This window comes from Exiguobacterium sp. s40 (assembly GCF_018617905.1).
Classification (GTDB): Bacteria; Bacillota; Bacilli; order Exiguobacteriales; family Exiguobacteriaceae; genus Exiguobacterium; species Exiguobacterium mexicanum_A.
In genome coordinates, this window is sequence record NZ_JACSLC010000004.1 from 1 (window position 1) to 20,216 (window position 20,216).

19 protein-coding genes are annotated in these 20,216 nt (G+C 51.3%); 13 read left to right on the top strand and 6 right to left on the bottom strand.

Features of this window, described 5'->3' with window-relative positions; all coding sequences use genetic code 11:
• Positions 1–346: 346 nt before the first annotated feature.
• From KNP02_RS04615 to KNP02_RS04625, 3 genes are all read left to right on the top strand, one after another.
• Complete coding sequence (locus KNP02_RS04615; RefSeq protein WP_034777000.1) at positions 347–1,735, top strand: cytochrome ubiquinol oxidase subunit I; 1,389 nt, start codon at positions 347–349, stop codon at positions 1,733–1,735.
• Between the two features lie 14 nt (positions 1,736–1,749).
• Positions 1,750–2,781 (top strand): cytochrome d ubiquinol oxidase subunit II, encoded by a 1,032-nt coding sequence (locus KNP02_RS04620; RefSeq protein WP_034777001.1) that lies wholly within the window; start codon positions 1,750–1,752, stop codon positions 2,779–2,781.
• A gap of 107 nt (positions 2,782–2,888) precedes the next feature.
• Positions 2,889–3,551 (top strand): potassium channel family protein, encoded by a 663-nt coding sequence (locus KNP02_RS04625; RefSeq protein ID WP_034779811.1) that lies wholly within the window; start codon positions 2,889–2,891, stop codon positions 3,549–3,551.
• A 29-nt stretch (positions 3,552–3,580) separates the two neighbouring features.
• Here the strand turns inward: KNP02_RS04625 and KNP02_RS04630 are convergent, their stop codons facing one another.
• Positions 3,581–4,357 carry a Cof-type HAD-IIB family hydrolase gene (locus tag KNP02_RS04630; RefSeq protein ID WP_034777002.1) on the bottom strand — a complete coding sequence of 259 codons (777 nt, stop codon included), beginning with the start codon at positions 4,355–4,357 and terminating at the stop codon, positions 3,581–3,583.
• 221 nt (positions 4,358–4,578) lie between these two features.
• Between KNP02_RS04630 and rnjA the strand changes: the two genes are divergently transcribed.
• On the top strand, positions 4,579–6,246 hold the full coding sequence (gene rnjA / locus KNP02_RS04635; RefSeq protein WP_214707361.1) for a ribonuclease J1: 1,668 nt from the start codon (positions 4,579–4,581) through the stop codon (positions 6,244–6,246).
• Between the two features lie 66 nt (positions 6,247–6,312).
• Complete coding sequence (locus tag KNP02_RS04640) at positions 6,313–7,770, top strand: phospholipase D family protein (protein WP_214707363.1); 1,458 nt, start codon at positions 6,313–6,315, stop codon at positions 7,768–7,770.
• 100 nt (positions 7,771–7,870) lie between these two features.
• Here KNP02_RS04640 and KNP02_RS04645 read toward each other — a convergent pair whose 3' ends face one another.
• On the bottom strand, positions 7,871–9,496 hold the full coding sequence (locus KNP02_RS04645) for an alpha/beta hydrolase (RefSeq protein ID WP_214707533.1): 1,626 nt from the start codon (positions 9,494–9,496) through the stop codon (positions 7,871–7,873).
• 1 nt (position 9,497) lies between these two features.
• Positions 9,498–10,037, bottom strand: coding sequence for a peptide deformylase (def, locus tag KNP02_RS04650; RefSeq protein ID WP_021066993.1), 540 nt, complete (start codon positions 10,035–10,037; stop codon positions 9,498–9,500).
• 330 nt (positions 10,038–10,367) lie between these two features.
• Here def and pdhA point away from each other — a divergent pair, with 330 nt between their 5' ends.
• The 4 genes from pdhA to lpdA all read left to right on the top strand — a co-directional run bounded on the left by pdhA (position 10,368) and on the right by lpdA (position 15,217).
• Complete coding sequence (gene pdhA, locus KNP02_RS04655; protein ID WP_034777009.1) at positions 10,368–11,453, top strand: pyruvate dehydrogenase (acetyl-transferring) E1 component subunit alpha; 1,086 nt, start codon at positions 10,368–10,370, stop codon at positions 11,451–11,453.
• Between the two features lie 3 nt (positions 11,454–11,456).
• Positions 11,457–12,434, top strand: a complete 978-nt coding sequence (locus KNP02_RS04660; protein ID WP_034777010.1) for an alpha-ketoacid dehydrogenase subunit beta — start codon at positions 11,457–11,459, stop codon at positions 12,432–12,434.
• A 76-nt stretch (positions 12,435–12,510) separates the two neighbouring features.
• Positions 12,511–13,800, top strand: coding sequence for a dihydrolipoamide acetyltransferase family protein (locus KNP02_RS04665; RefSeq protein ID WP_214707364.1), 1,290 nt, complete (start codon positions 12,511–12,513; stop codon positions 13,798–13,800).
• A 4-nt stretch (positions 13,801–13,804) separates the two neighbouring features.
• Entirely contained in the window at positions 13,805–15,217 is a 1,413-nt protein-coding gene (lpdA, locus tag KNP02_RS04670; protein ID WP_214707366.1) for a dihydrolipoyl dehydrogenase, read from the top strand.
• 17 nt (positions 15,218–15,234) lie between these two features.
• Here the strand turns inward: lpdA and aac(6') are convergent, their stop codons facing one another.
• Positions 15,235–15,678 (bottom strand): aminoglycoside 6'-N-acetyltransferase, encoded by a 444-nt coding sequence (gene aac(6') / locus KNP02_RS04675; protein ID WP_214707368.1) that lies wholly within the window; start codon positions 15,676–15,678, stop codon positions 15,235–15,237.
• A gap of 75 nt (positions 15,679–15,753) precedes the next feature.
• On the opposite strand from aac(6'), the gene KNP02_RS04680 reads away from it, so the two are divergent.
• Positions 15,754–16,077, top strand: coding sequence for a DUF3055 domain-containing protein (locus tag KNP02_RS04680; RefSeq protein WP_052090094.1), 324 nt, complete (start codon positions 15,754–15,756; stop codon positions 16,075–16,077).
• A 107-nt stretch (positions 16,078–16,184) separates the two neighbouring features.
• Here KNP02_RS04680 and KNP02_RS04685 read toward each other — a convergent pair whose 3' ends face one another.
• The gene (locus KNP02_RS04685) at positions 16,185–17,666 is read right to left on the bottom strand and encodes an aminotransferase class I/II-fold pyridoxal phosphate-dependent enzyme (protein ID WP_214707370.1); all 1,482 of its coding nucleotides are present in this window, start codon (positions 17,664–17,666) and stop codon (positions 16,185–16,187) included.
• Between the two features lie 171 nt (positions 17,667–17,837).
• Here KNP02_RS04685 and KNP02_RS04690 point away from each other — a divergent pair, with 171 nt between their 5' ends.
• The 3 genes from KNP02_RS04690 to KNP02_RS04700 all read left to right on the top strand — a co-directional run bounded on the left by KNP02_RS04690 (position 17,838) and on the right by KNP02_RS04700 (position 19,872).
• A complete protein-coding gene (locus KNP02_RS04690; RefSeq protein WP_034777021.1) occupies positions 17,838–18,104 on the top strand; it encodes a UPF0223 family protein in 267 nt (88 codons plus the stop codon).
• Positions 18,105–18,350: 246 nt separating this feature from the next.
• Positions 18,351–18,539 (top strand): hypothetical protein, encoded by a 189-nt coding sequence (locus tag KNP02_RS04695; protein ID WP_015881266.1) that lies wholly within the window; start codon positions 18,351–18,353, stop codon positions 18,537–18,539.
• 79 nt (positions 18,540–18,618) lie between these two features.
• Entirely contained in the window at positions 18,619–19,872 is a 1,254-nt protein-coding gene (locus KNP02_RS04700; protein ID WP_214707372.1) for an inositol monophosphatase family protein, read from the top strand.
• 61 nt (positions 19,873–19,933) lie between these two features.
• Here KNP02_RS04700 and KNP02_RS04705 read toward each other — a convergent pair whose 3' ends face one another.
• Positions 19,934–20,110, bottom strand: coding sequence for a hypothetical protein (locus KNP02_RS04705; protein WP_034777025.1), 177 nt, complete (start codon positions 20,108–20,110; stop codon positions 19,934–19,936).
• Between the last annotated feature and the right edge of the window lie 106 nt (positions 20,111–20,216).

The following is a 20,216-nucleotide window of genomic DNA, read 5'->3' on the forward strand; positions in this document are numbered from 1 at the left end:
AAAAAGATGACTCCCGTACAGTACAGGAATCATCTCCTTGAATCAGCATAAGTTTTTTTATTATTGTCCTTTACAAGGGGTACAGATTATGACCATGTCCGCTTTTTTTGTGCAAAATGTGTTGAATTGTGCGTGAACGGTTAAAAATTCGGGAAGTAAATAAGACTTGTAAAGCGTCGATATTGTTAATCATGCTCAAATGTGAACATTTTGCGAACTCAAGCATTGAGACATTACAGCGCTATATAAAATCATTATGATAAGGGTATCCAAGGGAAATCATCTGTGATGTTGCGCGATAGACATTGGTTTAAAGCGCTAGAGAGAGATAGGAGGTAATCAATAGATGTTTCAAGATCCTGTCCTGATGAGCCGGGCGTTAACGGCACTCACGTTGGGTTTCCACGTGATTTTTGCCACAATCGGCGTCGGGGTTCCACTTTTAATTTTATTGGCAGAGTTTCTAGGCATTAAAAAGAAAGATCCGAAATATACCTTGATGGCCCGTCGTTGGTCACGGGGCTATGTTGTCACAGTAGCGGTCGGTGTTGTGACGGGTACGGCAATCGGGCTTCAGCTGTCCTTACTTTGGCCGAACTTGATGCGGGTCGCCGGTCAAACGATCGCACTCCCATTGTTCATGGAAACGTTCGCGTTCTTCTTTGAAGCGATCTTCCTCGGGATTTATTTGTACACGTGGGATCGATTTAAAAACCCGTGGCACCATATGCTTCTCGGGATTCCGGTCGCGGTCGGTGCCTTGTTCTCAGGTTTCTTCATTACGACCGTGAACAGCTTCATGAACCAACCGGTCGGATTTGATATCGTCGACGGACGGCTTGCCAACGTGAGCCCGCTTGAAGCGATGTTCAGCCCAGCGATGCCAACGAAAATGGCGCACGTCTTGACGTCAGCTATCTTGACGTCGGCGTTCATCCTTGCGGCGATCGCGGCCGTCCAGTTGCTCCGTCAGCGACGGAACCAGCTCGACAAGTTGTCAATCGAGTATCACAAAAAAGGACTTCGCTTGACGATGACCGTCGCACTCATCTTTGCAATCGCGACTGCTCTTGTCGGGGACTTCTCAGGGAAATACTTGGCGAAGTACCAGCCGGATAAATTGGCGGCTGCGGAGTGGCACTTTGAAACCTCCTCGGAAGCTGAGCTTATCCTAGGCGGCTGGCTCGAGGAAGACGGGGAAGGCGGTTACGAAGTACGTGGCGCTTTGAAGATTCCATACGCCTTGTCCATCTTAGCTGGCGGCGTACCGAACTACGAGGTAACAGGTCTTGATGAATTCGCGAAAGAAGACCAGCCACCGCTATTCATCCACTATCTGTTTGATGCGATGGTCGGGATCGGGATGCTCCTCGCACTGATTTCGTTCTTGTTCGTCCTCGGACGTTATATCAAGCGGCTACCGCAATTCAGTAAACCGATGCTCATCGCCATCGCAGCGGGTGGTCCGCTCGCGATGATGGCCATCGAGTTCGGCTGGTTCTTCGCCGAGTTCGGTCGTCAACCTTGGGCGCTTTATGATTTGATGCGCACGAGTGAAGCGGCCACGACATCAGCGAACGTCGGTTGGATGCTTATCGCCTTTGCGATCCTGTATGCAGTTCTTGGCGTAGTCACGGTGCTCGTCTTGACTCGTCTGTTCAAGGACAACCCAGTAGGGAAAGAACTAAAACAATCGGAGCATCGCGGTGAAGCGATGTTCGCGGATGAAGTGTGATCGGAGGGTATGACATGCAGATTCAAGAACTAGGGATTGCCGTACTATGGACGTTTTTGTACGGCTATCTCATCGTCGCATCGATTGATTTCGGTGCCGGCTTCTTCGCTTTCTATAGTAAGTACACGAAGCGTGACCACATGATCAACCGTCTGATTCAGCGGTACTTGTCACCGACTTGGGAAGTGACGAACGTCTTCTTCGTCTTCTTCTTCGTTGGAATCGTCGGGTTCTTCCCGGATACGGCCTACTATTACGGGACAGCACTTCTCGTTCCGGCTTCGGTCGTCTTGATTTTGTTGGCGATTCGCGGGAGCTTCTATGCGTTCGCCAACTACGGTTCAAAAGAGAGCACGTTTTACATGTTCTTGTACGGGGCAACCGGCCTCTTGATCCCAGCCTCGATGTCGACCGTCCTCACGGTCAGTCAAGGCGGGTTCATCAATGAGACCGAGTCCGGCGTCTTCTTTGACGGCATGAAGTTGTTCACCAACTTCTACTCATGGACCGTTGTCTTCTTGGCAATCGTGTCGGTGCTCTACATCAGTGCTATGTTCCTTTTATTCTACGCGGACAAAGCGCGTGACGTTCAAGCGGTCCCGCTCGTTCGGAAGTGGGCCTTGTTCTGGAGCGTGCCGACGATTATTGCCTCGGGCCTCGTCTTCTTCGGGTTGAAGTCGCAGGCGGCTTGGCATTATGAGAGCATTTTGGCAGGCAACTGGTGGTGGTTCGCCGCAAGTTTCATCTTCTTCGTCGTAGCGGTTTCATTCGTCTACTTGAAGCGGAACTACGGCCTCGCTTTCTTGATGGTCATGGGTCAATTCTTCATGGCTTGGTTCGGATATGGTTATACGCACTTGCCATATATCCTTTATCCGTACATCGACATCAACGGAAGCGTCGTCAACGAATCGATGGCGGTCGCACTCGTCGTCGTCTTCATCCTCGGATTGCTCCTCCTCGTACCGGCGCTGTATCTCTTACTTCGCCTGTTCTTGTTCGACAATGACTATGTACGCGGAAAGCGTTCGAGTGGTAAAGCATAAGACCGGATGATTCCGGTCTTTTTTTGTATAGTTTTTTTGGAGGGAATCGGTTACACTGTACGAAGAATCGGGAACAGAAACAGCGTAGGAAAGGGATGTATGAAATTATGACAGGTGAATTTGCAGTCATCGGATTAGGTCGATTTGGCGGCTCAATCGTTCGTGAATTGTCGGCGAACGGGTATGATGTGTTGGCCATCGATGCCGATGAAGAACGCGTCAACGAATTTATGGGACTGGCGACACATGCGGTCATCGCGGATACGACAGACGAGAACGTATTGAAGAGTCTCGGCATTCGTAACTTTGAGCACGTCATCGTGGCGATCGGGGAAAACATTCAAGCCTCGATTTTGACGACGCTCATTTTGAAAGAGCTTGGCGTTCAAATCATTACCGTGAAGGCGACGAACGATTATCACGAGAAAGTGTTGCGCCGCATCGGAGCTGATAACATCGTCCACCCGGAACGCGACATGGGTGTTCGGATCGCGAACGGGTTGATGAGTCAAAGCATCCTCGACTACCTCGAACTCTCGAACGAGCACTCGATCGTTGAAATCAAAGCGTCGGATAAGTTGTCGAACAAGTCGCTCATCGACTTGGACCTCCGTGCTAAATACGGCGTCAACATCGTCGCCGTTCGCCGCGACGACGACGTCATCATCTCCCCGCAAGCCGACGAGATGATTCTGCCAGAAGATATCTTGATTATTATCGGCAAAGATACAGACTTGGACCGACTCGAACGTACCCTTCGGTCTAGATAAAAACGAGAGGCGCGCGCCTCTCGTTTTTTTTAGATGAGCTTCATTTGTTTTAAGCCGTACTCGATGCCATCCTCGAGAATCGACTTTGTGACAAAGTCCGCAACTTCTTTCGCCTCGGTCCGGGCGTTGCCCATCGCGATACCGGTCCCGACGTATTCGAGCATTGCCAAGTCGTTCAAGGCGTCGCCGAACGCATACGTGTTTTCGAGCCTGTACCCGTTCGCCTCGATGAAGTGGCGAATGCCATCGGCCTTGCTCGCCCCGCGATTGATGACGTCCATGGCGTGGGGGTGCCAACGGATGAAATCAAATTCGCCGTACGCGTCCAAGTAGTGATGCTCTTCTTCTGGTGTACAGTAAAGTAACGTCTGGTAGACGGCTTGTTCGATATGGAAGTTCGGTTCGTAAGTCGGGATCGGCATATCGAGTTCTCCAAGCGACTGTTCGACGACATGGTCGTTTGCTTTCGTCGCTCCGCCCCGATCTTGGCCTAGGTAGACGAGCGTGTGGTCGTTCGAGCCCGCATGCGTTGTCAGACGGTGGAGAGCATCTGTCGGTAAGGCATTTCGGTAGACGACCTCACCTTGATGGACGACGATTTGTCCGTTGTAACAGACGAAACTCTCAATCCCGACTTGTGCGGGGATGTCCGACAACATCGCCGGACCGCGACCGGTCGCGATAAACGTCTCGACGCCGTTCGCGCGGAGTTGTTCGATGGCTTTGATTGTCGAAGGTGGAATGTACGACCCTTCGTGGAGCAACGTCCCATCGATATCAAAAAAGACTACTTTCTTATCTTCCATGTTGTTTCACCATGCTTTCTCTGTCTTTATGAAGTCAGTTTTATACTAAAAAGCATAACATGAAATTGAGAAACCGCCCTCAATCTAACGTCATTAGTGAAATATTGTCACAATATAAGCTATAATGAAGAAAGAATCTTACGGAGACATAATTTTAATAGCGAGAATCACTTATGTATCACATAGATGAACATCAACTACTTGTAGTAAGGAGAGATTAAATGAAGTTTGTAAAGAACCACCAAACAGCTGTGTTTGCCTTAGGCGGACTCGGAGAAATCGGGAAGAACACGTACGTCGTTCAATTCCAAGATGAGATTATCGTCATCGATGCGGGCATCATGTTCCCGGAGGATGACTTGCTTGGAATCGATTACGTGATCCCTGATTACTCGTACTTGATTAAAAACAAAGATAAAGTCAAAGGGGTGTTCATCACCCACGGTCACGAAGACCACATCGGCGGTATCCCGTTCCTGTTGAAACAAGTGAAATTGCCGATCTACGCGACGAAGCTCGCGCTCGGCTTGATTAAAGTGAAGTTAGAGGAGCATGGATTGCTCCGCGAAGCGGAACTTCACGAAATCGATGAGGATACGATCGTTAAATTCCGTAAGACGAGCATCTCGTTCTTCCGGACGACCCACTCGATCCCGAACTCACTCGGTGTCGTCGTCAAGACACCACAAGGAAATATCGTTCATACGGGTGACTTCAAATTTGACTTCACACCGGTCGGCGAACCGGCTGACATCGCGAAGATGGCGGACATCGGGAAAGAAGGCGTGCTCTGTCTCTTGTCGGATTCGACGAACGCAGAAGTCGAAGGTTTCACGATGAGTGAGAAAGTCGTCGGCGGGACGATCAGCGAGACGTTCCGGAAAGCGGAAGGCCGCATCATCTTCGCCACGTTCGCCTCGAACATTTATCGTCTGCAACAAGTCGTCGATGCGTGTGCCGAGACAGGCCGCCATTTGGCTATCTTCGGTCGATCGATGGACAAAGTCATGACGATCGGGCAAGAGCTCGGCTTCATCAACGTGCCAAAAGGCATGATCATCGAAGCGAATCAAATGCGGAACTATGAGCCGCACGAAGTGGCAATCCTTTGTACTGGTTCGCAAGGCGAGCCGATGGCAGCGCTCAGCCGCATCGCCAACGGGACACACCGCCAAGTATCAGTTATTCCTGGCGATACGGTCATCTTCTCGTCGTCACCGATTCCGGGGAACGCCATCTCGGTCGGGAAGACGATCGACCAATTGTATAAAGCCGGCGCGGACGTCGTCTACGGCAAGTTGACGAACATCCACACGTCGGGCCACGGTTCGCAACAAGAGCAATTACTCATGATCCGTTTGCTGAACCCGAAATTCTTTATGCCGATTCACGGCGAGTACCGCATGTTGGTGAAACACGCTGAACTCGCAGAGTCGGTCGGCATCCCGAAAGAAAACAGCTTCATCATGGATAACGGAGAAGTGCTCGCCGTCGACGCCGACTCGGCCGCCATCACGGGTAAAATCTCGGCTAACGCGGTTTATGTGGACGGGAACGGCATCGGGGACATCGGCAATATCGTCTTGCGCGATCGCCGCATCCTTTCAGAGGACGGACTCGTCGTCGTCGTCATCAGCATCGACGGCAAGACGCGTAAACTCGTCTCCGGTCCAGACATCATTTCACGTGGCTTCGTCTATATGCGCGAATCGGGCAGCTTGATTCGTGACGGCGAGCGCTTGCTCAAGAAGACGGTCGAGCAAGGGTTGTCGAACAAACAGATGAAGTGGTCGGAGTTGAAACAACTCGTCTCGGATACACTCACGCCATACTTGGCACAAAAAACACGAAGACACCCAATGGTTCTTCCGATCATCATGGAAGTATGACCGAGCGGGCTGTAGGGGACTACAGCCCGTTTTTTAGAGGACTACAATATAAGGAGATGGTGCCTGATGGAACGCAAGAAACGGAAGAAAGGTTGGTTGAAATGGGGCCTGGCCGCATTTGCCTTACTTTTCCTCATCACGATGGTATACCATCAAGTCAAACCGTTGCCGGACGGCGTGTCGCGTGCGTCGGAACCGGTCGCGATTTCGGATGACCAAATCGATTTTTTATTTGATTTGACGTATCAAGGGGAAGACACGGAAGTGAACGAGCAAGAGATCTTTCAAGACGTCGAGCGGTCAATCCGCGAGGCGCGGGAATATATCGTCATGGACTTTTTCTTATTCAACCCATATTCGAATGAAGACCGACAATATCCAGACATCACGGTCAGTCTATCATCGGCCTTGCTCGAACAGATGAAAGCCTATCCGGACATGAACGTCGTCTTGATCACCGATGAGATCAATACGACGTATAACGGTCATGCGTCCGATCATCTCGACGTCTTGAAGGAAGCGGGCGCCGAGATCGTTTACACGAACCTCGATGCGCTCCGCGACCCGAACATCTTATACTCGACGCTGTATCGGATCGGGTTCCAATGGTTCGGGGACAGCCAGAACGGCTGGTTGCCGAACCCGATGGCAAAATCGGCACCGGACATCACGATCCGGTCGTATTTACGGCTGTTGAACGTGAAAGCGAACCACCGCAAAGTGATGGTGACCGAGAATGACGGCTTCGTCTTATCGGCCAACCCACACGATGCGAGCGGGTATCATTCAAACGTCGGGGTGCGGCTCGATGGCCCGATTTTAGCGGACATCCTCGAAGGGGAGGAAGCGATCGCGACGTTCTCGAAAGGGGATGCCGAACGTTTCCCGAGCGAGGAGAAACTCGCGAATCTGCGCGACGAGCCTTCGGAAGGCCCGATGCAAATCCGCTACGTCACGGAATCCAAGATTCAGGACGCCGTCATCAAGGCGATGGAAGAAGCGGAATCAGGTGAGACGATTTGGATCGGCATGTTCTACTTGGCCGACCGAAACATCATTCAAGCCATTCATGAGGCCGCCGAGCGCGGCGTCTTCGTCAAACTGATTCTTGACCCGAATACGAACGCGTTCGGGCGCGACAAGTCAGGATTGCCGAACTTGCCGATCGCCGCGGAATTGAACACGGTGAACCCGGAGCAAATCGAGATTCGGTGGTACGAAGTCGGCGAAGAGCAGTACCACCCGAAGATGCTGTACGTGGAAGGGGACCGTCGAGTCGTCGTCATCGGGTCGGGCAACTATACGACCCGGAACATGAACGACTATAACCTCGAAGCGGACGTTGAAGTCGTCACGACCGAGGAGACAGCGTTCATCCGCGAGGTCGACGGGTACTTCAAGCGTCTCTGGAACAACGAGCAAGGAACATATACGCTCGCCTATGATGAGATTCAGACCGACTTGCCAATCGGAAAGTATGTGATTTATTGGATCCAGAAACTCACTTGGACGATGACCTACTGACACAAGCCCGCCTTCCTGTGAAGGTGGACTTTGTTGTGGACGGGCTACCATCGACATGACGACGAACAAAACCCGCTCTCACAAAGAGAGCGGGTTTTCATCATTTCGTTTCGACTGGATTGAATTCGTTCGTGAACTCGTAAAGGAACCGGCCCGTGTCGCGGAGGACGTCTGTCTTCCGGTGGAGCGAGAAGTGATCGTATGGGACGGTTTTCGTCTCGATGTTGTTCGTATATTCTTCGAGCAAGAGCGAACTCGCTGGCTCAATCAAGTTGAACTCGCCACCGCGTCCCGAGAAGGAGAACACTTGGACGGAGCGTGGCCACGTCTCAAGTTTTTCTTGGAACGCCTGCAACCCGTCAGAACTCGGGGACAAGTCCCGGATGGCAGGACTGCCGGTATTGATCCCGAAATTACTGGCGGACAGACCGAAGTTGGCAAGTCGTGTTCCGGCGAACGGACTATCATACGTCACGAACTTATCGACGATGTATTCGTCTTGATTCAAGATATAGTTCGCTGCCGCCACACCGCCCATGCTGTGACCGATCAAATACATCCGGTCGAACGAACGGTTTCGTTCCTGTTTATAGCGTTCGATGGCGGCGTTCAACCACTTCGTCTGGTTGTTGAGCGATGCCTCGGCATCCTCATATTCAATCCGGACAATCGGTCGGTTCGAGCTGTAGTCATTGATGACGCAATCGGCCGCGCCTTTCACCGTCACGGTACAGAGGGCACCATCTTTCGCCAGCCCACGCTGTTCCATATACTGCGAGAAGCGGAGGAATGTGCGGTCGGTCCCGAGCAAGCCGTGAACGGCGAACGTCGGGATGAACTCGTCCGTCTGCGCCGCTTGGCGAATCGCCTCAGATTTCCGTTCCGTCGTCAACTCTTCTCGAATCGTCACGATAATCAACGCGAGGGTCAAGACGAGGATGAAGCTTCCGAAGATGCGAGAACGAATCGACGTCTTGTCCGGATTACCGACATTTTGACGATATTTCCGCCAAACAAAGAAAGCGACTAGGCCAAGGACGACGATGATGACGCCTGTGATAATCCACGCCTTGACGTTCGGCACGTGGGCGACGAGCGTCATGTTGTTTTGACGGCCACCGTACACTTGCCACTCGACATGTTTCATCGACCGTACATCGAGTCCAGTACCGTCTTCGACGAACACCCCGGTCGGCACGGTCAGATTGAACCGGATATCGGCTTGACGAACGTAACGTTCGGCCAGTTGTTTCGGGGAGCCGCTTAAATTCAGACCTGGCAAATCGACGCGGTCGAGCCGCAGGTCGAGGTTCGTGTTCATGACGTATGAGTCAAACCAAATCCCATCTTCTTTGTCGACATCAAACTTCATATCAGGTGGGACGAGGATACCGGCCGGACCGGTCTTCCACTCCTCTTTAATGTTTTGGAGGTCATCGACGTTGTCGAACGTCTTCTTGAGCACCATGCCTTCATAGTCGTCTTGACTCGAGTAGTCACGTGTCGCATATCCGTTCTCATTCGCCTGTTGTTTCCATGTATCCCAATCGAGCCGCAAATTGAGCAGCTTCATGACCGGATGGTCGCGGAAAGCATACGTCGTCTCTAACGTGACCGATTGGTCGTAGTGGACGGTCGCATCATATTCGATTCGGACACATCCCCCGATTAAAAGAAACAGAAATGGGAATACTAACAACAGTGCCTTTTTCTTCAAGCTCGTCACCTCAAATCGGCTCACCGTAGGTCTCTAACGGGTTGGTCGTGTTGATGCGGTCGTAAAAGAGCACCCCATCTAAATGGTCGAGCTCATGTTGACAGACGATGGCGCGCATACCGCGGAGCCGCAATTTAATCGGGGCGCCGTCACGGTCGAACCCTTCAATCGTGATGCGTCGGTATCGGGGCACGTTGCCTTTGACGACACGGTCGACAGATAGACAGCCTTCACCGCCATTCAAGTACGTCTGTTCGACCGAGTGGCTCGTAATCTTCGGATTGAAGATGGATAGTTTGAACGTCTCTTCTTCTTCGTGGAGCAGGACCGTGAAAAAGCGGCGATTGACGCCGAGTTGTGGTGCGGCGATGCCGACACCGCCCCGAAGTTCATACTTCGCGCTCATCTCTGGATCCTGACTATTGACGAGGAACGTCTCCATCTCGTCGAGTAGTGCGAGGTCTTCTGCCGTCGGTGGGACCGGCACTTCGATTGAGCGGGCGCGGAGCCGCTCGTCTCCTTCACGAATCACATCTTTCATCGTTAACATGCAAAACTTCCTTTCCCATTGCGATATGACCAATTATATCATATTTATTAGTCATTTCGCTTAGATGGTACAGAAGGTGAAATGAAAATGATACAGAGGCGAAATAAGGGAAAAGATGTGTTGATGTAAGCGTTTTTATAGAGTGAGCATATTTTTTGCGTTATTATAACAACCCGTTTTATACTGACTAGGAAACGGCAGGATAAGTGTAACTTTCCTGAATCACGTTAATACAGATTGCTTTTTTGGACAGATACACTTAAGATTTGAGGTAGTGTTTGATCACAAAAAAGACAATTGTCTCATAGTTGAAAGGATGAGGTGAAACGAATGAACAACGTTCAGGTACTTCAAAACGTGGAAGAAAACTTCCAAACGTTCCGTATTCTCGACGAGAAGGGCGAGGTCGTCAACCAAGACGCAATGCCCGATGTAACGGACGAGCAACTTCAGGAGCTTATGCGCCGCATGGTTTATACACGAATCTGGGACCAACGTGCCATCTCGCTCAACCGTCAAGGACGCCTAGGTTTCTACGCGCCAGTGGCTGGTCAAGAAGCAACGATGATCGGGACGCAATATGCGCTCGACAAACAAGACTGGATTCTTCCAGGCTACCGTGATATCCCGCAACTCGTATTCCACGGACTTCCGCTTTATCAAGCGTTCTTGTTCTCACGTGGTCACGTCGCAGGTAACCGTATTCCTGAAGACGTTAACGTCTTGATGCCACAAATCATCATCGGGGCACAAATCATCCAAACTGCGGGTGTGGCGATGGGCCTCAAACGCAACGGCAACACAAACGTCGCCATTACTTACACGGGTGACGGTGGTTCATCACAAGGTGACTTCTACGAAGGATTGAACTTCGCAGGTGCATTCAAATCACCAGCCATCTTCGTCGTTCAAAACAACCGCTTCGCTATCTCGACACCTGTTGAGAAGCAAACTGCAGCTAAAACGATCGCGCAAAAAGCTGTCGCAGCGGGAATCAACGGAATTCAAGTTGACGGAATGGACGTTCTTGCTGTCCTCGCCGCAACACAACAAGCGCGTAAAGACGCACTTGATGGAACTCCGACGCTCATCGAAGCACTCACATACCGTTACGGACCACATACACTCGCTGGGGATGACCCAACACGTTACCGTACGAAAGAACTCGATACAGAGTACCAAGAGAAAGATCCGCTCGTACGTTTCCGCCTCTTCCTCGAAGGCAAGAAGCTTTGGAACGAAGACATGGAAAACGAAGTCATCGAGCAAGCGAAAGCAGACGTGAAAGAAGCGATCAGCCTCGCCGACAAAGAACCAAAACAAAAAGTTTCGGACTTCATCAACAACATGTACGAAACACTTCCTTCAAACTTGAAAGAGCAGCTTGAAGAATATACAGCAAAGGAGTCGAAGTAAGTTATGGCTCAAATGACAATGATCCAAGCGATTACTGATGCGATGCGCGTAGAAATGAAGCGCGACGAGAAAGTACTTCTCTTCGGAGAAGACGTTGGTAAAAACGGTGGGGTCTTCCGTGCGACGGAAGGACTTCAAGATGAGTTCGGCGAAGACCGTGTCTTCGATACGCCGCTCGCTGAGTCGGGTATCGGTGGTCTTGCAATCGGTCTTGGTCTGACAGGCTTCCGTCCAATCATGGAAGTTCAGTTCTTCGGATTCGTTTTCGAAGTCTTCGACTCGGTTGCTGCTCAAATGGCACGTATGCGTTACCGTTCAGGCGGCGCTTACAGCCAACCGGTTACAATCCGTTCACCATTCGGTGGCGGTGTTAAAACACCAGAACTTCACGCGGACAGCCTTGAAGGCTTGATGGCTCAGACACCTGGTCTTAAAGTCGTCATCCCGTCAACGCCTTACGATGCTAAAGGTCTTTTGATCGCATCGATCCGTGACAACGACCCAGTCGTATTCCTCGAGCACATGAAACTTTACCGTTCATTCCGTGGCGAAGTTCCTGAAGGCGACTACACGATCGAGCTTGGAAAAGCAGACGTGAAGCGCGAAGGAACTGACGTTTCGATCATCACTTACGGTGCAATGGTCCACACGTCACTCAAAGCGGCAGAAGAGCTTGAGAAAGAAGACATCAACGTCGAAGTCATCGACCTTATGACAGTTAGCCCGCTTGATATCGACACAATCGTCGAATCAGTCAAAAAGACTGGTCGCGCCATCGTCGTTCAAGAAGCACAACGTCAAGCAGGTATTGCGGCAAACGTCGTAACTGAAATTCAAGAACGCGCAATTCTTCACCTCGAGGCACCAGTGCTTCGTGTAACTGCACCAGACACGGTCTTCGCTTTCGCACAAGGGGAAGACGCATGGTTACCTGACCATAAAGATGTCGTTGCAAAAGTTAAGGAAGTTATCAACTTCTGATCGTGTTCAAGTAACGATGAGGGAGAATTGTCTCCCTCGTTGTGTTTACATGATGAATTGATGGGAGGAAAAACCAGTGGCAGTATTTGAATTTAAATTACCAGACATCGGTGAAGGAATTCACGAAGGTGAAATCGTCAAGTGGTTCGTAAAAGCAGGGGACACAGTAAAAGAAGATGACATTCTTCTTGAAGTTCAAAACGACAAAGCCGTCGTTGAAATCCCTGCTCCAGTTGATGGTACAGTTAAAGACGTTAAAGTCTCTGAAGGTACAGTTGCGGTCGTCGGTGACGTCCTCATCACGTTCGATATCGAAGGTGACGCGCCAGCAGGCGAAGAGGAAGCAGCTCCTGAACAGCCAAAAGCTGAAGAGAAGACGGAAGACGTGAAAGAAGACGTAAAAGAAGACGGCCCGCGTGAAGTACAACTTCACAAATCGGAGCGCGTCATCGCTATGCCTTCAATCCGCAAGTACGCTCGTGAAAAAGGCGTCGACATCCGTGAAGTCAAAGGTTCTGGCGACAACGGCCGCGTCTTGAAAGAAGACATCGATGCATTCGCAAACGGTGAAGCACCAACAGCCGAAGCTACAACAGAGAAAACAGAATCTGTAGCTCCAGCAGCTGCTAAAACGGAAATCAAGCCTTACGAGTCAGCGACGCCTGAACTCGAAACGCGCGAGAAAATCCGTGGAATCCGTAAAGCGATCTCGAAAGCAATGGTCAACTCGAAGCATACAGCTCCACACGTTACACTCATGGACGAAGTTGACGTCACGAAACTCGTCGCACTCCGTAAAGAGTTCAAACAAGTGGCTGCTGACCAAGGCGTGAAACTCACGTACTTGCCATTCGTCGTTAAAGCATTGACAGCTGCAGCGAAAGCTTACCCAGCCATCAACGCATCAATCGATGATGTCAACGAAGAGATCGTCTACAAAAACTACTACAACATCGGTATCGCTGCTGATACGGACAACGGTCTCGTTGTTCCTGTCGTCAAAGAAGCGGACCGTAAGTCAATCTACGCACTCGCTACAAACATCAATGAGCTTGCCGGTAAAGCACGTGAAGGCAAACTTGCTGGGGACGACATGAAAGGCGGATCGATCACAATCACGAACATCGGTTCTGCTGGCGGACAATGGTTCACACCTGTCATCAACCACCCAGAAGTTGCGATTCTCGGTATCGGCCGTATCGCTGAAAAAGCTGTCGTTAAAGACGGTGAGATCGTCGCGGCACCAGTCCTCGCCCTCTCATTCAGCTTTGACCACCGCCTCATCGACGGTGCGACTGCTCAAAACGCACTCAACATGGTGAAACGCTTGCTTCAAGATCCAGCACTTCTAATGATGGAGGGATAAGAACATGGTAGTAGGAGAATTCGCACAAGAAACTGATTTGCTTGTCATCGGCGCCGGTCCTGGTGGATACGTCGCAGCCATTCGTGGCGCACAACTTGGCCTCAAAGTCACAATCGTCGAAAAAGGTAACTTTGGTGGCGTTTGCTTGAACGTCGGTTGTATCCCATCAAAAGCGTTGATCACGGCTGGTCACAACTTCCAGCACGCAAAAGGTCACTCGTCAATGGGTATCACGTCTGACAACGTATCAGTCGACTTCACAAAAGTCCAAGACTGGAAACAGTCGGTCGTCAACAAATTGACTGGCGGCGTCAAAGGCCTTTTGAAAGGTAACAAGATTGACATCGTTCAAGGTGAGGCTTTCTTCGCATCTGAAGACACAGTTCGTGTTATCACAGAAGACAGCTCGACTCCTTACAAGTTCAAAAAAGCGATCATCGCGACTGGTTCGACACCAATCGAGATCCCATCGTTCAAATGGTCAAAACGCGTCCTTTCTTCAACTGGCGCATTGGCTCTTCCTGAAGTACCGAAGAAACTTGTCGTCATCGGCGGCGGTTACATCGGTATGGAGCTTGGCACAGCGTACGCGAACTTCGATACAGAAGTCGTCGTCGTTGAAGGCGCAAGCGACATCTTGTCTGGCTTCGAGCCGCAAATGACGCAAATCGTCAAGAAGAAACTCAAACAAAAAGGTAACGTCACGATTCACACGAACGCTCTTGCAAAAGGCGTCGAGGAAACAGAAGACGGCGTAACAGTTAAGTTTGAAGTGAATGGCGAAGAGCAGTCTGTTGAAGCGGACTACGTCCTCGTCACAGTCGGCCGTCGTCCAAACACTGGCGACATCGGTCTCGAAAACGCGGAAGTTAAAATCAGCGACCGCGGCATCATCGAAATCGACGACCAGTGCAAGACGTCGAATGAAAACATCTACGCAATCGGCGACATCGTACCAGGACCACCGCTCGCGCACAAAGCTTCTTACGAAGCGAAAGTTGCAGCGGAGGCAGCTGCCGGTAAGCCATCATACCTCGACTACTCAGCAATTCCAGCGGTCGTCTTCACTGACCCTGAACTTGCAACAGTCGGTTACACAGAGCCACTCGCAAAAGAAGAAGGACTTGAGATCACTGTATCGAAATTCCCATTCGCAGCGAACGGCCGTGCCCTCGCTCTCGACGAGCCAGACGGCTTCATGAAGCTCATCACGCGTAAAGAGGACGGTCTCTTGATCGGTGCTCAAATCGCGGGTACAGGCGCTTCAGATATGATTGCTGAGCTTGGTCTCGCCATCGAAGCAGGCATGACTGCAGAAGATATCGCGCTTACAATCCACGCTCACCCATCACTCGGTGAGATGGCAATGGAAGCGGCAGAAATCGCAATGGGTATGCCAATCCACGTCGTTAAATAAGTCAAAAGCTCTCTCGCTTACTCGCGAGAGAGCTTTTTCACGTAATGAACGGTCCGTTCGACTTCTTGAAAGCCAATCCGTTCATGGAATTGTTGGCTGCCGAGGTTTTCGATTTCCGTATCCGAAGCGAGCTCGTCGCATCCTTTCGACCGGGCGAACGCGGAGGCCGCTTCGACGAGGCGTGTCGCCACGTCCTGCTGCCGCGCGGCTTCGACGACGTAAATCCCTTCTATAAACGCGGTCGGGGAGGTGGAGGTGCCAGGGACATAGTCATGACGGAAGCTGAGCTGACAAAATCCGACCGGTTCATCCGTTTCCGCGATAAAATAGTGCATCTTGCCGGAGCGGATCCCGAGCCGGACCTCAGGGGTCAGTTCAGCAACGGGGGCGTCTGGCCATAGTTGTCGCATGAGAGCTACCAGGACAAGGCAATCTTGTTCATTCGCTTTTCGAATCTTCATCAGTCGTCCTCCTTATGTTTCGTACGTTCAGTATAAAGGAAAATAAAGAATGAAGTGAGAAAGGAGGGAACGATGATGGCGTTCGATGAAGAATTGTTATACACCGTCTCTGAGACGAGCCGCGTCCGATTCACGGGGATCGAGACAGAGACGTCACGTTATGATTTCGGTTTTGTGTACACACATCAATTTATGGGGAAAGTGCTCGTCGTCTGCATGCAGACCGGACAGTCTGCCCTTCTTGACGTCCATGCGCTCGAAGAACCGAGACAGCTCTATCCGATGCTCGGCATCGCCTTGCGAGACACCGGACACGTCGCCGAGTTTTTACGCCTTTGTCTAACTGAAAATGAGACTGAATCCAACCAAACTGAAAATTCACCCCTTGAAAAAATGTAAGCGTTTTCTTATAATGGAACGTAGGGGAAGCAATTCGATCATCATAAGCCACCTTTTCTTCTGATGACACAAAGCGAGCCGGTCCATTGGACCGGCTCGCTTTCGTCTTAGCGGATAGCTTTTGTTTGTTGGATGACTTTAATCATTTGGAGCGACTCGTCTTCTAGACCTTGGACCGGTAGACCGGCCTCGATGTTGGCCATAATATATTCGAGCGTCGATGTCGTGATGAGCTCTCCCGGAATAATGATTGGGATTCCTGGTGGATATACCATGATGAACTCGGCCGAGATGCGTCCGACGGCGTTCTCGAGTGGAATCGTCTCCGTTTCCTCGTAGAAGGCGTCACGCGGGCTGAGCGCGAGTGGCGGGATCTCAGGGAGCATGATCGACAACGAATCGTTTCCAGACTGGTCGTAGACCGATACGACGTCACGCATCCCGTCAATCAACGCTTGAATCGTCGACTCGTCGTCGGCGCTCGTCACGATGAACAAGACGTTCAACAGATCTGACATCTCGACTTCGATGCGGTGCGTCTCGCGCAAGTACTTCTCGACTTCAAAGCCGGTGATCCCGAGCTCGCGGACCGAGACGAGGATTTTCGTCTCGTCGAGCGCGTACGTCGACTCTGAATGGAGTTCGGCGTGACCGTAGACCGACAAGTGCGGCATGTTGTCGATGGCCGTACGAGCCGTACGTGCGAGCGTGAGGGCACGTTCGTTCATCGACTCTCCTTTTGTCGCCAATTGGCGACGGGCCGCATCGAGCGACGCGAGGAGGAGGTAAGACGTCGATGTCGTCGTGATCATCGAGAGCATCGCGTGAATCCGTTCTGATGAGACGAGTCCGCGGCGGACGTTCAAAATGGAACTCCCGGTCATCGAGCCGCCGAGTTTGTGCACACTCGTTGCCGCAACGTCCGCGCCGGCCTGCATCGCCGAGAGCGGGAGTTCGTCGTGGAACGGCAAGTGGACACCGTGTGCCTCATCGACGAGGACAGGTACGTCTTGGGCATGGGCGACGGCGACGATCCGTTCTAAATCACCAGCGATCCCGAAGTAAGTCGGGTTGATGACGAGGACGGCTTTCGTGTCAGGGTGCATCTCGAGGGCGCGTTCGACGGCACTTGCCGTGATTCCGTGGGCGATTCCGTATGTCTCATCATATTCAGGGTGAATGAAGACAGGGTGGGCCCCGGTCAAGACGAGCGCGGACATAACAGATTTATGGACGTTGCGCGGCACAATGATCTTCTCGTTTGGTCCGACGACGCCCATGATCATTGCCATGATGGCGCTTGATGTCCCTTGAACTGAGAAGAACGTCTCGTCGGCACGGAACGCTTCGGCTGCGAGGCGCTCGGCCTCGGCAATCGCCGCTTTCGGATGATGAAGGTCATCGAGCGGGGCGATGTTGATCAGGTCGATCTTCAAAGCGTTCTCGCCGATGAAGTCGCGGAACTCAGGGTCCATTCCTTTCCCGCCTTTATGGCCTGGGATGTGGAATGCGATTGGATTCGTGTCCACGTGCGTGAGCAACGTGTCAAAGAGCGGTGTCTCGAGCTGTGTAGCACCTTTAAGTTTCAATAGTAAGTCCTCCTTGATGCAGTGTGTATATGGGTTGTCGGTTTAAGTTCAATCTCATGTCATTTTAGACGTTTCGTTTTAAAAAACAATGCAACAAAAAAACTATAGTGATTTCTATCCCAACTTGCAATAGTTTTTTTTGTTGATACAATGGTTGTCGAGGTGAAGAATATGCAAATCAACTATCCGATTAATCCGGACTGGACGACGGATGAGCTCATAGAAGTCGTCGAGTTCTATAATCAAGTCGCCCTTGCCAATGAAGGCGGTGTCGACCGCGAAACGTTTTTGGATGCGTATCGGTCGTTCAAACAAATCGTGACATCGAAATCAGAAGAAAAACAACTGAGCGCCGTGCACGACGAACAGACGGGATACTCTACCTATCGTACGGTCCAAGCGGCCTTAAAATCAAATGCAAAGATTATAAAATTGTAACTGCTGGAAAGCATGGGAGAACAGAACAGTTTTCTCATGCTTTTTTTGTTATTTGTCTTTTAAATAGGGTACATATTATTAACAGTTATTTCAGGTTTAGCGTCAGTTGAAATGGGAATATACTCACTAAGATAAAAAATTCAAAATAGTCAGACAATTATCTTTCCTTTTTGAATCTCATCTGATATACTCAATTCAACTCACTAAACCGTAACTTGTAGCCCAACTAAAGGAGTGTGGCATCTCATGAAACAAGTGATCGAGGCATTTAAAAGAAAAGACGCAGAAAAACGGATTCCGGTGCTGCGCTTAGAGATTGATTATGAATTGGCAACTCTCTTCGATGCGATGGCGTCACAAGACGATGCCACTGTCCAGGCTAGCAAGCATCGGTTAGAGAAATATCGCCAAGAACTTTTGCGTCTCGAAGCCTGACCCACAACCACTCATTCAACCAGTATTCCATGCGGATACTGGTTTTTGTTTGGTACAATACATAATAGAGGTGATAAATATGTTGGAATGGTTCGCGATTGACTTGATTAAACAAGCAGGGGAATATATTCGGCAAAAAATCGATGAGAGCTATCGCATCGAACGAAAGACAGGTAAAGGGGATTTGGTCACAGAAATCGATCGAGCCGTCGAACAGTTGATTGTCGACCGTATCCGTGAAACGTACCCCGAGCATCACATTATCGGGGAAGAAGGGATCTCGACAGGACCGGACGACTTGTCCGGAACGGTCTGGTTTGTCGATCCGATCGATGGGACGTTGAACTTCATCCATCAGAAGCGCATGTTCGCCATCTCAGTGGCCGTCATGATCGATGGGGTCGTCGAATACGGCTTCGTCTATGATGTGATGGCGGATGAGCTGTTCGTGGCACGTCGCGGCGTTGGGACGACGCTGAACGGTCGTAAGCTTCCGGCCATCCAAGAACATCATGTCCGTGACGCCTTCCTGAGCATGAACGCGACTTGGGTCACACCGAATCAGCAGATCGCTCCGGAAGTACTCGCCCCAATCGTGCGCGACTCGGTCGGCACGCGGGCCCATGGCGCCGCGTCACTCGAACTTGCGTGGCTCGCCGCGGGTCGGGTCGACGGGTACATCACGATGCGGAATATGCCGTGGGATTATGCGGCTGGAAAACTGCTCGTCGAGGAAGTCGGAGGCAGAGTCGTCTCAATTTACGGGGAACCGGTCCGTTATGACGGGAAGACGTCGGTCCTTGCCGGTAGCGAGACGTTCGTCAAAGATGTCGTCAAACACTATGTCATCGCCAAAGGAGTGGCGCCGGAAGTGAGACCTGATCTTCAGATTGGGATCAACGGCTCCTACGACCGTGTCCGGGACTTGCTCGTCTTGGCCAATCCGAATGAGGCGATGGTGCGTGACCAGTATGAAGCGGGAGAGACATATGAAGCGACGCTCGGCGGAGAACGCGTCGGAGCGTATATGTTGGTGCGGCGCAGTGAAACGCTGCTCGAGCTCGTCAATATCGCCGTGAAGCCGGAGCGGCAAAACCAGACGATCGGACAACGGCTGCTCCAAGACGCGATTCGTCGGGCCGAGCAAAGCGGTGCGAAGCAGATGCTCGTCTGTACGGGCAACTCGAGCATCGTCCAGTTGCGATTTTATCAACAAGCTGGCTTCCGCTTCGACTCGGTCGAGCGCGACTACTTCCCGAGCCATGGTTATCCGCCAATCGAAGAGGACGGGCTCGCCTTGCGTGACCGCATCTGTCTGACACGCGACTTATAAGCGTGTCAGACAGAAGGACAAGCTCATAAACAAGGCCCGGGCGCTTCGCCCGGGCCTTCTGTTATGGACGTCGGTCAGAGAGGACGCGACGGCGTAAGTTGATACCGAAGAACGTGGCGATGCCGCTCAAGGCGAGACTGCCGATGATGATGGCGGCACTTCCTTCGGCCACCCCAATTCCGATGCCGACGAAACCGGCGACGACCGCGGTCGCGATTAAAACGAACATGAGTTGCATGGAGATTCCCCCTTTTTCTCTAGTCTTCTTTATTGTAGTCAAAAATGATGCGTTTGGAAACGTTAACAGTTGATAACACTCGACAAAGGTGGTGGGACGTGTGCTA